This window comes from Kitasatospora purpeofusca (assembly GCF_042691725.1).
Classification (GTDB): domain Bacteria; phylum Actinomycetota; class Actinomycetes; order Streptomycetales; family Streptomycetaceae; genus Kitasatospora; species Kitasatospora purpeofusca_B.
On record NZ_CP170483.1, the window covers coordinates 5,139,224 to 5,153,061 of the forward strand.

Sequence of the window (13,838 nt, forward strand, 5' to 3'; positions counted from 1 at the left end):
CGTCCCCGGCACCGCACCATCGTTCGGAGAGAGAAGCCGTGTCCGCCGAATTCCCGTACGTCCGCCCGCGCCGCCTGCGCTCGACCCCGGCGGTGCGCCGCCTGGTCGCCGAGACCCGGCTGCACCCGGCGGAGCTGATCCTGCCCGCGTTCGTCCGCGAGGGCATCACCGAGCCGAAGCCGATCTCCTCGATGCCCGGCGTGTTCCAGCACACCCGGGACACCCTGCGCAGGGCCGCGGTGGAGGCCGCCGAGGCGGGGGTCGGCGGCATCATGCTGTTCGGCCTGCCCGAGGTGAAGGACGCGGTCGGCTCCGAGGGGACCAACCCGGACGGCATCCTCCAGCAGGCGATCCGCGACGTGGTGGCGGAGGTCGGCGACCGGCTCGTGGTCATGTCGGACCTCTGCCTGGACGAGTTCACCGACCACGGCCACTGCGGCGTGCTGGCCGAGGACGGCGCCGTGGACAACGACGCCACCCTCGCGCGCTACGCCGAGATGGCGGTGGTGCAGGCCGAGGCCGGCGTCCACATGGTCGGCCCGTCGGGCATGATGGACGGCCAGATCGGCGTGATCCGCCGGGCGCTGGACGAGGCGGGGCACCAGGGCGTGGCCGTGCTCGCCTACACCGCCAAGTACGCCTCCGCCCTGTACGGGCCGTTCCGCGAGGCCGTCAACTCCTCGCTCAAGGGCGACCGCAAGAGCTACCAGCAGGACCCGGCCAACGCCCGGGAGGCGCTGCGCGAGCTGGAGCTGGACCTCGCCGAGGGCGCCGACCTGGTGATGGTCAAGCCCGCCATGCTCTACCTGGACGTCCTGCGGCAGGTCGCCGACGCCTCCCCGGTGCCGGTCTCCGCGTACCAGATCTCCGGCGAGTACGCGATGGTGGAGGCCGCCGCCGCCAACGGCTGGATCGAGCGGGAGCGCACCATCCTGGAGACCCTCACCTCGATCCGCCGGGCCGGCGCCGAGCAGATCCTCACCTACTGGGCCGTCGAGGCCGCCCGGATGCTCAAGTAGCACCCGCGCAGCCACCAGGCGAGCGCACGAAGGCCGGGCCCCCGACGTGAGGGCCCGGCCTTCGTGCGCTCGTCCTACCAGCCGCCGAGGTGGGCGAAGCCCTCCACGCCGCCGACGGCGTCGGTGGAGGTGGCGGCACCCCAGCCGTGGGCGCCGGCCTTGATGTGCGAGGTGTGGGCGATGCCCCACAGCTCGCCGGCCGCGAACACCGGGTCGGCGGAGGCGGCGAACTCGCCGCCGCCGGCGACGCCGACGTGCGCGGACGCCGCCGGGACGGCGAGGCCGGCCAGCGCCAGCGCGCCGATGGCGGTCAGGGTGATCTTGCCCAGCGTTTTCTTCATGGATCTGCCCTTTCTTCCGGAGCGCCCGGTGCGGACGCTCTGCCTGTGGGGGTGCGCCCGGACGCCCGGAGGGCCCGGGGACCAGACGTCCCCGGGCCCTCCGTCGCGCCGTGCGGCTGGATCAGCCGATCAGGTGCGAGACACCCGCGTCGCCCGAGGACTGGGTGTTCTGGCCGACGTTGCAGATCTGCTTCGGGGTGCTGTTGAGGATCGGAACCTCGACCGGGACGGCGATGCCGAGGACGCCGACCGCCACGTTGTGGATCTCCGGCAGGCAGATGTTGGCGTTGTCCAGGGTGTGGAAGTTCGGGCTGTGGTCGCCGTGGGTGCCGGTCTGGTTGGTGCCGCCGTTGCCCTGGGCCGAGACGGCGGCGCCGTCCGAGTCGGCGATGGCGCCCGCCGAGCCGGCGGACATCGCGATGGCGGCGGCCGCGAGGCCGGCGGCGGCGAGAGACTTCTTGATCATTTCGGTGTTCCTCTCGGGGGTGAATCGGGGAGCGATTCGAAGGTGGTCGGTTCGGAAGGGGTGACGCTGCCGGGGCGAGCGGGTCAGCCGATGAGGTGGGAGACCCCGGCGTCGCCCTTGCTCTGGGTGCCCTGGCCCTGGGTGCAGTACTGCTTGCCACCGCTGTTGGCGATCGGGACCTCGACCGGGACGGCCACACCGAGTACGCCGACGGCGATGTTGTGGATCTCCGGCAGGCAGACGTTCGCGTTGTCCAGGAAGTGGAAGTTCGGGCTGTGGTCGCCGACGGTGCCGGTGAAGTTGGTGCCGCCGTTGCCCTGGAACGACCCGGCGGCGCCGTCCGCGTCGCCGATGGCCGAGGCCGGCGCGGCGGCGGCGGCCAGCGCGGCGGCGGCCAGGCCGGCGGCGGCGAAGGACTTCTGGATCATGAGGAGATCCCTCTCTGAAAAACTCGGTTTCCGTGCGGTTTCCGTGCGTACGACGCGTACAACGCCCAGACCCGGTCTGCGGTCACTGACGTCCAGATCAAAGAATCACGGCACGGAAGGTTACGGGGATTTTGGAAAAGAGTCCGGGAGGCGCGGCGGCCGACGGTTTCCGGTCGGATTATTAACCCGAACCGGTTAACCAGCGCATTCGGGATGCCGGTCGCTCGTTGAGCCATTGCTTTCGGCTGCGCCCGCGCAGCCGTCTCCCCATGGATCTCCAGTACGGACAGGCAGAACGGTGAAAAGCATGAGGTTCTCCAAGCGGGCCGGCGCGATGCTGCTGGCGGTCGGTGCGGGCGTGCTCGCCTCCCAGGGAGCGGCGTCCGCCGCCCCGGTCGGCCCCGAACAGGTGGGGGCGCTGGAGGACCAGCTGGCCACCCAGCAGGTGCCGGTGGACATCCCGCTGGCGCCGCTGGACAGCCGGATCTCGGCCGGCATCCCGACCTCGCTGGTGATGCCGCCGGCGCCCGGCCACACCACCGGGGACGCGCTGCTCCCGGAGCGCATCGTGCCCGCGCTCGGCATCGGCAGGGTCGGCCCGACCGCCAAGGCCGAGCTGCCGCTGCCGCTGCTCGACCAGGGCGCCGACCTCGGCGAGCTGCTGCTCGACGCCCCGGCCGCGCCACTGCACGCCGACACCCCCGGGATCGGCCTCGGCAAGCCGCTCTCGCTCGCCGAGGACGGCACCGGCCAGCTCGCCGGCGGCCGGATCAAGCTGGACGAGATCGACCCGCGGCTGGTGACCGGCGCCGTCCAGGCCGTGCCGGGCGCCAAGGCCACCCTGGGCACCGAGGACGAGCGGATCTCGGTGACCGACTCGGTGGGGAACCTGGCCACCACCGCGACCGCCACCACCACCGGCGTCGTCCAGGAGACCGGCCTGGCCGGCCTCGCCCAGCTCTAGCGCCGTCCCGCACGCACGAGAGCCCGGCACCCCCTCACGGCGGGGTGCCGGGCTCTCGCACGTGCGACGGCTCAGCCGGGCAGCACCCCGAGCAGTCCGCCGACCAGCGGCAGGTCGCGCGGACCGCCGCCGGCGCTGAGCGGGCCGGTCAGCGTCCCGGTGCCGACCGGCGCCAGGCCGGCGTCCGGCTGGACGGTCGCACCGTTGTTCAGCACGTCGGCCGAGGAGTTGGCCCACGGGTCCAGCCGCAGGTCCTTGAGCGGCGCGATGCCGTAGCCGAGGCCGGTGGTGGTGCCGCCGAGCGCCTGGGCGAGGTCGGTCTTGGCCAGGGCGGTGCCGCCACCGGCCGGGGCCGCGTGCGCCGCGCCCGCACCCGCGCCGCCGAGCAGCACCGCGGCGCCCAGGGCGGCGACGAGGCCGGCCCCGCTCTTCTTCGAAACCATGAGTTCTCACCTTCGGGGGGAGGGGAGCCCCGGGCGAGCGGACCGCGCCCGGGTACGCCGAACCGCCCCCCGGCCGGCGGGCCGGGGGGCAGTGCGGACGGAACGCGTGCCGATCGGAATCAGCAGTCCTCGTCGTGGTGCTCGTGCTCGTGCTCCTGCTCGTGCTCGTGCTCCTTCTCCTGCTTGGGGGCATCCGCGTTGATGCAGGTGTTGCCGAAGGCGGGGTTCAGCAGGCCGATCACGTTGATGGAGTTGCCGCACAGGTTGATCGGTACGTGCACCGGGACCTGGAGCTGGTTGCCGGAGACGACACCGGGGGAGCCGGCGGCGACACCCTCGGCACCGGAGCTGGCGGCGGCACCGCCCGCCGCGCCCAGGACCAGGCCGGCAGCGGCGGCGGAGAGGACGGCGGCCTTCTTCACGTTCTGCATAGGGGTTGATCTCCTCGATCACACACGGGTTGAGCGGGCCGCACCCCGCAAGGTGGCGGGGTGCGGCACGGGTGCGGGAAACCGCGGGCCGCCGGCTCGGCGGCCGCCGGTTCAGCCGGCGTTGACGCAGGTGTTGCCGAACGCCGGGTTCAGCAGGGCGATGATGTCGATCGTGTTGCCGCACAGGTTGATCGGCACGTGCACCGGGATCTGGATCTGGTTGCCGGAGAGCACGCCCGGGGAGCCGGCGGCGACGCCCTCGGCACCGGAGCTGGCGAACGCGCCGCCGGCCGCGCCGGCCACCAGACCGGCGGTGGCGAGAGACAGGACGGCGGCCTTCTTGAGGTTACGCATGTGTTCTTCCTCCGTATTCTGCCCGACCGTCTGTGGACATAGTCGGGAGCCGGGCGCGGGGAAATCCTGGCCCGTCGGCTTCTGGGAATGCCGTGATTGTCACTCGGGTGGCCCAGATGGCGCGTGTCGCCCATGGCTCGGGCGATGAGCGGCCGCCGCGGCACCGTGCGCCGCGAACAATTCCCGCACGGCACGGGAAGAATTCGAATCGACGCGCGACCGGGAGAATTCCGGACGGGCTTGGACCGGCGGCGGATCTCCTCGTCGTAGCGGGGCGGGTGGAGCGTGTTCCGACTGGAGAACGAGGCGGTGCGCGGGGGGAAACGGCCGGATGCGGTTGTCACCCGATTGCCCGGGGCGGGAGCCCCGTTGCGCCGGATGGGTGACAACCGGGGTGCCCTCGCAACCGGCCCGAGCGGGTCTCGTTGGAGATGTCGCACTCCCCGTGCATCTCTGTCGAACAGTCAGGAGGCTCCTATGAGCATCAAGAAGACGGCCGCCGTCGGCGCCGCTGTGGTCGGCATCGTCGCCGCCGGTGCCGGCACCGCGCTGGCCAGCTCCGGCGCCGAGGGCGTCGCCGCCGGCTCCCCCGGTGTCATCTCCGGCAACCAGATCCAGGTTCCGCTGCACATCCCGGTCAACCTGTGCGGCAACACGATCGACATCGTCGGCATCCTGAACCCGGCCTTCGGCAACACCTGCGTCAACAACGGCTGATCAGCCGCAGGTCCGGCCGGTGCGAGCCGCCGCTCCCGTGCTTCCCTCCTGGGGTGCGGGGCGGCGGCTCTCGGCGTTCCCGGGGGCGGCCCGCGGGTCGACCCGGCCCGCCGTCCGTCCGCCGGCCGGGCTCCCCCTCCGCCCGGCGGCGGCGGTGTCGTAGGCTCGCCCGGCGTCGCGCTGTCGGTCGGCGCACCGGTCACGAGTGGGGCGGGGAGTACGAGAGCTGATGAGCGCGGCATCGAGCACCGAGTCGTCGGGCGGTGGCGCGGGCGTGCCCCCGTCGCCCGTCACACCGCTGCCGGACACCCCGGAAGCCCAGGACGCGCAGGCGGCGGCCGGACGGGCCCCGGGCCGGTTCGGTGCCGCGGTGGACCGCTTCGCGCCCGCGCTCGGCGCGTACGCGGTGGTCAAGGCGACCGGCCTGACCGTCTTCCTGCTCCTGCTCTCGCACACCGAGGACTTTCTGAAGAAGGACCCGGGGCGCGGCGGCGGAGCCCGGCCCTGGGACGTGCTCGGCACCTGGGACGGCATCTGGTACCAGCGGATCGCCGAGAACGGCTACGACCCGCAGCTGATCCCGCTGCACGGCTACCCGCTGGCCACCTACTACGAGAACTCGGCCGCGTTCTTCCCGCTCTACCCGTGGCTGATGCGGCTGGTCGGGGCGGTCACCGGGCTCGGCCCGTACGGCTCGGGCATCGTCGTCTCGGTGCTCGCCTCCTTCGTCGCCGCGGCCGGGATCTTCGCGGTCGCCGAGCGGCTCGGCGGCTTCCGGGCCGGTGTGATCGCGGCGGTGCTCTGGGGCCTGTTCCCGGGTTCGGGCGTGGAGTGGGCGGTCTACTCGGACTCGCTGTTCGTCGCCCTCTCGGCCTGGGCCTGCTACTGCGTGATGACCCGCCACTGGCTCACCGCCGGGGCGCTGGCCCTGGTGGCCGGCCTCAACCGGCCGACCGCGGCCGCGCTGATCGCCGCCGTCTCGCTCTCCGCGCTGGTGGCGCTGGTGCGGCGCACCGACGGGGTGGCCCGCCCGCTGACCGCGATGCTGATCACCCCGTGGGGCCTGCTCGGGTACGTCGCCTGGGTCGGCTACCGGATGGGCGACTGGAGCGGGTACTTCAAGCTCCAGCGCGGCGCCTGGAACCGCTACTTCGACTGGGGCGCGTCCACCGCCCGCAGCACCCTGGACACGGTCACCGGGCACTGGACGTTCTGGCAGTCCAACCCGGCGCCGGACCTCATCGCGGTGGCCCTGCTGATCGCCCTGCCCGGGCTGCTGGTGCTGCTGCTGAGGCTGCGTCCGCCGCTGGTGCTGGTGCTCTACACGCTGCTGACCGTCGTCATGGCGCTGAGCAGCAACCAGATCTACGGCAACATCTCGCGCTATCTGCTGCCGGCCTTCCCGCTGGTCATCGGCCTGGCGGTGGCGCTGCGCCGACTGCGGCCGTCGACCCTGGGCGGCCTGGTCGCGATGCCGGCGGTGGCGGCCGGATGGTACGCGGGCTACGCCCTGTTCGAGCTCGGCATCCCCTAGTCGGTCGCCCCCGTACGGCCGCGTAATCTCGACGGCATGACGACCAGCCGCACGCCGTCCGTGCGCCAGATCCGCGACCTCTCCGGTCTGCTGGACCACGCCAGCCATGTCCTGGCGACCCGGATGGCGGCGGCGTTCACCGAGCTCGGCGTCACCCCGCGCGCCTACGGCGTGCTCTTCCACGCGCTGGCCGCCGAGCGCACCCAGATCCAGCTGGCCGAGCTGGCCGACCTCGACAAGACCACCATGGTGGTGACCGTCGACGAGCTGGAGAAGGCCGGGCTGGCCGAACGCCGCCCGGCCGCGGCCGACCGCCGGGCCCGGATCGTACGGGTCACCGAGGCGGGCGAACGGGCCGTCGAGCGGGGCACCGCGATCGCCGACCGGGTGCACCGGGAGGTGCTGGACTCGCTGCCGCGGGAGGAGCGGACGGTGTTCGTCGCCGCGCTCAGCCGCCTGGTCGGCGGGGGCGGGGCGCTGGCCGATCCGGTCGGGTGCGAGCGGACGGTGCGCCGCGCCCGCCGCCCCCGCGGCCAGGGCGCGGCCTAGCCCCGGAGCCGAGGTCCGGGCGCGGCGGTAGTCGGTTTCCGGTCGGCTTGTATGCTCCACCTGGTGCCAGGGGGGAGGTCCTGGCCGCTGATCGTTCGATGGCACAGCCGTGAGAGGTGCGGGGATGTCGGGTCGCCGAGACAGGAGTCAGCCCAGCGTGGCCCGGCCGCGCCCGGAGGGCTCCACCGGCTCGGCGGGTTCCACCGGCGCCCGGAGCGGGTCTTCGAGCGGCGGATCCACCGCCCCCGTCCCGGCGCCGAGGCCGGGCGGCCGGGCCGAGGCCCGGCGGGCGGCGCAGTCGAAGGGCCGCGGTGGACCGGGCGGTGACGGCGGGTCGACCGGCCAGGGCCACCGCCGGGCGGGCGGGCGCGGCAAGAAGCCCGCGCGCAACGTCAAGAAGGTCGTCGGCTGGACGGCCGTCGGCGCCCTGGTGCTCATAGCCGGTACCGGCGGCGCGATCTACTTCAAGCTCAGCGGCAACATCAAGACCATCGACTCGGACGCGCTGAGCAAGGAACGGCCGCCGGAGGCCGCCGCCGACGCCAACGGCAACAAGCCGGTGAACATCCTGCTGATCGGCTCGGACAGCCGCGGGGGCGACAACTCGGACCTGGGCGGCGGCGACGCCGAGGGCGCCCGCTCGGACACCACGATCCTGTTGCACGTCTACGCCGACCACAAGAACGCCATCGGCGTCTCGATCCCGCGCAACACCCTGGTCACCATCCCGCCGTGCAAGCTCCCGAACGGGAAGTGGACCAAGGAGCAGAAGGGCAAGGACGTCCTGTTCAACGCCGCCTTCACGGTGGGCGGCTCGGCGGACGGCAACCCGGCCTGCACGCAGAACACCGTGGAGAAGCTCACCGGCGTCCGCGTCGACCACACCATCGTGGTCGACTTCCAGGGCTTCGCGGCGATGACCAAGGCCGTCGGCGGCGTCGAGGTCTGCCTGCCCAAGGACATCTACGAGAAGGACCTCAACGAGAAGCTGCCCACGAAGGGCTCCCTCGTCCTGAAGAAGGGCCCGCAGAAGGTGGAGGGCCAGCCGGCGCTCGACTACGTCCGGCTGCGGCACGGCATCGGCGACGGCTCCGACATCGGCCGGATGAAGCGTCAGCAGGCCTTCATGAGCTCGATGATCAGCACGGTGAAGAAGAAGGGCCTGGAGCCCACCACCCTGCTGCCGCTGGCCGACGCCGCCACCAAGTCGCTGCGCGTCGACGAGGGTCTCGGCTCGGTCGACAAGCTGATGTCCTTCGCCCTGTCGCTGAAGAACATCGACCTGCACGACCTCAAGTTCGTGACCCCGCCCTGGCGTTACAACGAGGCCAACCTCGACCTGGTGAAGCCGGACGCGGACAGGCTGTGGGAGGCGATCCGCGCCGACCGCACCCTGGACGGCAAGGACGCCACCGGCCAGCAGCCCGACGCGCCCGCCACCCCGGAGCCCCCGGCCACCCCGGTGGCCCCGCCGACCACCACCGCGCCCGCGCACACCGCCCCGGCGGTCCCGGTCAAGGTCTACAACGGAACGACCGTCAACGGCCTGGGCGCCAAGGCGGGCGAGGCCCTGAAGGCGGCGCAGTTCACCGTCGGCCTGGTGACCCAGGCGAAGAGCACCAACAAGGTCACCACCACGATCGAGTACGGCACCGGGCAGAAGGCCAACGCCGAGAAGGTCGCCGAGCTGTTCCCCGGGGCCATCCTCACCCCGATCTCGGCGGCCGGCCTCAACGTCGTCCTCGGCAAGGACTACGCCGACGCCAACCCCGGCGGTGCCGGCACGACCGCCCCGGGCACCTCGGCGGCCCCGGCCGCGCCCGCCCCGCTGCCGACCTCGGTCACCGAGGACGCCCGCTCGGCGGACGACGACATCTGCGCCAACACCACCTACGGCTCCGGCGGCTGATCCCACGACAGCCCGCGGGGCGGGAAACGACGAGCGGGGCCCCGGCTGCACGCCGGGGCCCCGCTCGCGTCCGGCCCGGTCAGGGCCAGACCAGGCAGTACAGCTGGTGGCCGGCGTCGTGCAGGCGGTTGGCGAAGTCCTGCCACTCGTGCAGCATGCTGTAGATCACGAAGGCGTCGCGCGGGCCCCGGCGGTCGGGGACGGTGGACCAGATGAAGGCGGCGGCGCCGAGTTCGGTCTCGTCCGCCTTGCGCAGCGGTTCGACGACGTTCTGCGGCAGCTGGACGACGGCGTAGTCCGGATGCAGCACGACCAGTTCCAGCGGCGGCACCTGGTGCAGCGGCACGCCCTGGATGCCGGTGAGGACCATGGCGCTCATGGTCTCCGGCTTGATCTTGGTGGAGAGGTGGCCGTTGGGGGAGCCACTGGTCTCCATCAGGTCGCCGAGCCGGCCGAGCGAGCCCAGCTCGCCCGCGTCCAGCCCGAGCCCGCCCGGCCCGAGGGCGGTCGGGACCCGGGCCGCGGTCGCCCGGTCGGGTGCGCCGAAGTACTTGTATGTCACCCCCACGCGTCCCTCACCCCGCCTCTCGCGGCCACGACCGCTACGCCCCGTTCCCGCTCCCTTACCCCCGCGTGCGGCCCCGGCGGGCCGGCGGGGGCCACCCGCGGCCTCGTCGTGGCCGTCCTGCGCCTCGGACACTCGGACCATCCTCACCGGAATTCGCCGGAATCGACAGACCCCCGCACGTCCGGTGTCCCGACCGGACGTGCTCCTTACCCGTCATGCGCCGCCGTACCCAGTCGCGGTACGCGGCAGTCCTCTCCACACCCCTGCATCGACCCGGAGCGTCCGCCCGTTCTCGCGGCCGGAGGAGCTCCGGAGACACTCTGGGTACATAGTCTGACTGGTCCGGGCAGCCGGCGCAGCCAGGGGCCCCGTTGTACGGATAACCGTACAGACTCGGGCGCCCGGATCATCGTTCCAGATGATGAGGTCCGACATGCAGAGGTGAAGGACACGATTTGAGACCATGTCTCCCGTGAGCTACCCCTACGAAGCACCCCAGTCCCAGTCGCTCTTCGACCGCGCGTCGGTCGTGACGCCCGGCGGCGTCAACTCCCCGGTGCGCGCCTTCCGCGCCGTCGGTGGTACGCCGCGCTTCATGGTGTCCGGCAGCGGCCCCTATCTGACCGACGCCGACGGCCGCGAGTACGTCGACCTGGTCTGCTCGTGGGGCCCGATGATCCTCGGCCACGCGCACCCGGCCGTCCTCGACGCCGTGCAGCGCGCGGTGGTCCGCGGCACCTCCTTCGGCACTCCCGGTGAGGGCGAGGTCGAGCTGGCCGAGGAGATCGTCGCCCGGGTCGCCCCGGTCGAGCAGGTCCGCCTGGTCTCCTCGGGCACCGAGGCCACCATGTCGGCGATCCGGCTGGCCCGCGGCTTCACCGGCCGCGCGAAGGTCGTGAAGTTCGCCGGCTGCTACCACGGACATGTGGACGCGCTGCTGGCCGCCGCCGGTTCCGGCGTCGCCACCTTCGGCCTGCCGGACACCCCGGGCGTCACCGGCGCCCAGGCCGGCGACACCATCGTGCTGCCCTACAACGACCTCGCCGCCGTCGAGGAGGCCTTCCGGGCCCACCCCGGCGAGATCGCCTGCGTGATCACCGAGGCCTCGCCCGGCAACATGGGCGTCGTCCCGCCGCTGCCCGGCTTCAACGGCGGCCTGGCCCGGCTCTGCCGGGAGAACGGCGCGCTGTTCATCTCGGACGAGGTGATGACCGGCTTCCGCGTCTCCAGGGCCGGCTGGTACGGCCTGGAGGCGGCGAACGAGGGCTGGGCGCCCGACCTGCTGACCTTCGGCAAGGTCATGGGCGGCGGCTTCCCGGCCGCGGCCTTCGGCGGCCGCGCCGACGTGATGGCCCACCTTGCCCCGGCCGGCCCGGTCTACCAGGCCGGCACCCTCTCCGGGAACCCGATCGCCACCGCGGCCGGCCTGGCCCAGCTGCGGGGCTGCACCGACGAGGTCTACGCGGCCGTCGACCGGGTCGCCGCCGAGGTCTCCGGCCTGGTCGCCACGGCGCTCGCCAAGGAGGGCGTGGCGCACCGGCTGCAGACCGCCGGAAACATGTTCTCGGTGTTCTTCACCGACGACGCCGTGACGAACTACGCCGAGGCGAAGACCCAGGAGGCGTTCCGCTTCACCGCGTTCTTCCACGCGATGCTGGCCGAGGGCGTCTACCTGCCGCCGTCCGCCTTCGAGTCCTGGTTCGTCTCCGCCGCGCACGACGAGCGGGCGCTGGAGCGGATCGCCGCCGCGCTGCCCGCCGCCGCCCGGGCCGCCGCCGAAGCCACCGCCTAGAGGCACCGCCCTCACGAGCCCCAGGAGTACTGAGAAGTGAGCACCAAGGACATCACCGTCGTCCACCTGATGCGGCACGGTGAGGTGCACAACCCGGAGGGCGTCCTGTACGGGCGCCTGCCGGGCTACCGGCTGTCCGAGCTGGGCCGCGAGATGGCCGAGCGGGTCGCCGAGGACCTCGCCGGGCGGGACATCACCCATGTGGTGGCGTCCCCGCTGGAGCGCGCCCGGGAGACCGCCGCGCCGATCGCCAAGTCGCACGGCCTGGACCTCGCGGTGGACGAGCGGCTGATCGAGGCGGAGAACATCTTCGAGGGCAAGACCTTCGGCGTGGGCGACGGCTCGCTGCGCAACCCGTCCTACTGGAGGTACCTGACCAACCCGTTCAAGCCCTCCTGGGGCGAGCCGTACCTGGAGCAGGCGGTGCGGATGATGGGCGCGCTGGCCGCCGCCCGGGACGCCGCGCGCGGGCACGAGGCGGTCTGCGTCAGCCACCAGCTGCCGATCTGGATCGTCCGCTCCTTCGTGGAGCGCCGCCGGCTCTGGCACGACCCGCGCAACCGGCAGTGCTCGCTGGCCTCGCTGACCAGCTTCACCTACGAGGGGGACCGGATCGTCTCGGTCGGCTACCGCGAGCCGGCCCGCGACCTGCTGCCGGCCCACCTGGTCGGCAAGGGCGGCAAGAGCAAGCCGGTGGGCAAGAGCTTCGGCGCCTGAGACCCGGCCGCGGGAACGGGTGATCCCGGGTACGCCGAGGAAGCCCGGACGAGCGGAACGGTGTTCATGGTTCCCGATTCGGTGTAAGAGCCGTGTGAGTAAGGCCCGGGTCACACTCCCGCGACACCAGGGTCGATGGTCCCATCGCAGGTCAGAGGGGGTTCGGCAGACAATGTCGGACCCCCCGGGGCCCGCCCGCGACTCCATGCGAAACTTTTCACATGTCTGGCATGACGCGCCCCCGTCCCCGTGTCGCCGCCGCCGCGGTCACCGCCGCCGCTGCAGCGCTGGTCCTCACCGCGTGCAGTTCCTCCGGCTCCTCGACCAGTGGTGACGGACAGATCGGTTTCGTCACCGCCAAGGGCAGCAACATCTCGACCGCCGCCGTCGGCCACCGCCAGGACGCGCCGGACATCGGCGGGGACACCCTGGAGGGCACCCCGGTCAAGCTCTCCGACTACCGGGGCAAGGTCGTCGTGGTGAACGTCTGGGGCTCCTGGTGCGGCCCGTGCCGCTCGGAGGCCGACGACCTCCAGCGGATCTGGGAGAAGTACCGGGACCAGGGCGTGCAGTTCCTCGGGATCAACACCCGGGACACCGAGATCAAGAACGCCGTCCGCTTCGAGCAGGAGAAGGGCGTCACCTTCCCCAGCATCTACGACCCGGCCGGCGCCCAGCTGCTCAAGTTCCCCAAGGGCAGCCTCAACCCGCAGTCCATCCCGACCACCCTGGTGATCGACCGCGAGGGCAGGCTCGCCGCCCGCGCCGTCGGCGGCCAGACCGACGACGTCCTGGAATCGATGCTCCAGCCGATCGTGGCGGAGCAGAAGCAGTGAGTGCGACGCTGCAGCTCGCCGACAACATCGGGACCATCCAGAGCGGGGCGCTGCTGGTCGCGGCGCCGATCGCCGTGGCGGCCGGCCTGGTGTCGTTCTTCTCGCCCTGCGTGCTGCCGCTCGTCCCCGGCTACCTCTCCTACGTGACCGGCTTCTCCGCCGCCGACCTCGCCGACGCGCGCGGGGCCCGGCGCGGCCGGATGCTGGCCGGTGCGGCGCTGTTCATCCTCGGCTTCACCGCCGTGTTCGTCTCCAGCGGCGCGCTGTTCGGCCAGTTCGGCGACACGCTCAAGGAGCACCAGGCGGTCATCAGCAAGGTGCTCGGGGCGCTCACGATCGTGATGGGCCTGGCCTTCATGGGGCTCGTTCCCGGCCTGAGCATGCGCGAGGTGCGCACCCACCGCCGCCCGGTGGTCGGCCTGCTCGGCGCGCCGCTGCTCGGCGTCGTCTTCGGCGTGGGCTGGACACCGTGCATGGGGCCGACCCTGGCCACCGTCACCAACCTCGCGCTCAACCAGGCCGACGCCCAGCGCGGTGCGCTGCTGATGTTCTTCTACTGCATGGGCCTCGGCGTACCGTTCGTCGTGGCCGCGGTGGCCTTCCGGCGGGCGCTGGGCGCCTTCGGCTGGGTCAAGCGGCACTATCCGCTCGTCATGCGGATCGGCGGCGGCATGCTCGTCGTGGTCGGTCTGCTGCTGGTCACCGGGGTCTGGGACTCGATGATGAGTGACCTGCAGAACCAGTTCGCCGAATTCCAGATCGGAATCTGA

The 13,838-nt window shown here is 72.4% G+C and carries 17 protein-coding genes; 10 read left to right on the top strand and 7 right to left on the bottom strand.

All coding sequences use genetic code 11. From position 1 onward, the window contains the following. Positions 1–38: 38 nt before the first annotated feature. Positions 39–1,019 (top strand): porphobilinogen synthase, encoded by a 981-nt coding sequence (gene hemB, locus ACFCLZ_RS21925; RefSeq protein ID WP_380278481.1) that lies wholly within the window; start codon positions 39–41, stop codon positions 1,017–1,019. 74 nt (positions 1,020–1,093) lie between these two features. Here the strand turns inward: hemB and ACFCLZ_RS21930 are convergent, their stop codons facing one another. The 3 genes from ACFCLZ_RS21930 to ACFCLZ_RS21940 all read right to left on the bottom strand — a co-directional run bounded on the left by ACFCLZ_RS21930 (position 1,094) and on the right by ACFCLZ_RS21940 (position 2,254). Continuing rightward, positions 1,094–1,360: a hypothetical protein gene (locus ACFCLZ_RS21930; protein WP_380278482.1), complete on the bottom strand. Its 267-nt coding sequence runs from the start codon at positions 1,358–1,360 to the stop codon at positions 1,094–1,096. A gap of 121 nt (positions 1,361–1,481) precedes the next feature. Next, on the bottom strand, positions 1,482–1,826 hold the full coding sequence (locus ACFCLZ_RS21935; RefSeq protein ID WP_380278484.1) for a rodlet layer protein: 345 nt from the start codon (positions 1,824–1,826) through the stop codon (positions 1,482–1,484). Between the two features lie 83 nt (positions 1,827–1,909). Further along, a complete protein-coding gene (locus ACFCLZ_RS21940; RefSeq protein WP_380278486.1) occupies positions 1,910–2,254 on the bottom strand; it encodes a rodlet layer protein in 345 nt (114 codons plus the stop codon). Positions 2,255–2,561: 307 nt separating this feature from the next. Between ACFCLZ_RS21940 and ACFCLZ_RS21945 the strand changes: the two genes are divergently transcribed. Further along, positions 2,562–3,218 (top strand): hypothetical protein, encoded by a 657-nt coding sequence (locus tag ACFCLZ_RS21945; RefSeq protein WP_380278488.1) that lies wholly within the window; start codon positions 2,562–2,564, stop codon positions 3,216–3,218. Between the two features lie 71 nt (positions 3,219–3,289). Here the strand turns inward: ACFCLZ_RS21945 and ACFCLZ_RS21950 are convergent, their stop codons facing one another. The 3 genes from ACFCLZ_RS21950 to ACFCLZ_RS21960 form a co-directional block, all read right to left on the bottom strand. After that, a complete protein-coding gene (locus ACFCLZ_RS21950) occupies positions 3,290–3,661 on the bottom strand; it encodes a hypothetical protein (RefSeq protein ID WP_380278489.1) in 372 nt (123 codons plus the stop codon). 119 nt (positions 3,662–3,780) lie between these two features. Continuing rightward, positions 3,781–4,092 (bottom strand): chaplin, encoded by a 312-nt coding sequence (locus tag ACFCLZ_RS21955; RefSeq protein ID WP_380278490.1) that lies wholly within the window; start codon positions 4,090–4,092, stop codon positions 3,781–3,783. A 111-nt stretch (positions 4,093–4,203) separates the two neighbouring features. Beyond that, positions 4,204–4,446 carry a chaplin gene (locus ACFCLZ_RS21960; RefSeq protein WP_380278492.1) on the bottom strand — a complete coding sequence of 81 codons (243 nt, stop codon included), beginning with the start codon at positions 4,444–4,446 and terminating at the stop codon, positions 4,204–4,206. A 477-nt stretch (positions 4,447–4,923) separates the two neighbouring features. On the opposite strand from ACFCLZ_RS21960, the gene ACFCLZ_RS21965 reads away from it, so the two are divergent. The 4 genes from ACFCLZ_RS21965 (at position 4,924) to ACFCLZ_RS21980 (ending at position 9,155) form a co-directional block, all read left to right on the top strand. Continuing rightward, complete coding sequence (locus ACFCLZ_RS21965) at positions 4,924–5,163, top strand: chaplin (protein WP_380278494.1); 240 nt, start codon at positions 4,924–4,926, stop codon at positions 5,161–5,163. A gap of 229 nt (positions 5,164–5,392) precedes the next feature. Continuing rightward, complete coding sequence (locus ACFCLZ_RS21970; RefSeq protein WP_380278495.1) at positions 5,393–6,697, top strand: hypothetical protein; 1,305 nt, start codon at positions 5,393–5,395, stop codon at positions 6,695–6,697. A gap of 36 nt (positions 6,698–6,733) precedes the next feature. Next, entirely contained in the window at positions 6,734–7,246 is a 513-nt protein-coding gene (locus ACFCLZ_RS21975) for a MarR family winged helix-turn-helix transcriptional regulator (protein WP_380278497.1), read from the top strand. 157 nt (positions 7,247–7,403) lie between these two features. Continuing rightward, complete coding sequence (locus ACFCLZ_RS21980; protein WP_380278498.1) at positions 7,404–9,155, top strand: LCP family protein; 1,752 nt, start codon at positions 7,404–7,406, stop codon at positions 9,153–9,155. Between the two features lie 79 nt (positions 9,156–9,234). On the opposite strand, the gene ACFCLZ_RS21985 is transcribed toward ACFCLZ_RS21980, so the two are convergent. Beyond that, a complete protein-coding gene (locus ACFCLZ_RS21985) occupies positions 9,235–9,864 on the bottom strand; it encodes a hypothetical protein (RefSeq protein WP_380278500.1) in 630 nt (209 codons plus the stop codon). A gap of 322 nt (positions 9,865–10,186) precedes the next feature. On the opposite strand from ACFCLZ_RS21985, the gene hemL reads away from it, so the two are divergent. The 4 genes from hemL (at position 10,187) to ACFCLZ_RS22005 (ending at position 13,838) form a co-directional block, all read left to right on the top strand. After that, positions 10,187–11,515: a glutamate-1-semialdehyde 2,1-aminomutase gene (gene hemL / locus ACFCLZ_RS21990; protein WP_380278502.1), complete on the top strand. Its 1,329-nt coding sequence runs from the start codon at positions 10,187–10,189 to the stop codon at positions 11,513–11,515. Between the two features lie 69 nt (positions 11,516–11,584). Further along, entirely contained in the window at positions 11,585–12,232 is a 648-nt protein-coding gene (locus tag ACFCLZ_RS21995; RefSeq protein ID WP_380286237.1) for a histidine phosphatase family protein, read from the top strand. Positions 12,233–12,462: 230 nt separating this feature from the next. Then, positions 12,463–13,068, top strand: a complete 606-nt coding sequence (locus ACFCLZ_RS22000) for a TlpA family protein disulfide reductase (protein WP_380278504.1) — start codon at positions 12,463–12,465, stop codon at positions 13,066–13,068. Further along, on the top strand, positions 13,065–13,838 hold the full coding sequence (locus ACFCLZ_RS22005; protein ID WP_380278506.1) for a cytochrome c biogenesis CcdA family protein: 774 nt from the start codon (positions 13,065–13,067) through the stop codon (positions 13,836–13,838). The genes ACFCLZ_RS22000 and ACFCLZ_RS22005 overlap by 4 nt, the downstream gene beginning before the upstream one ends.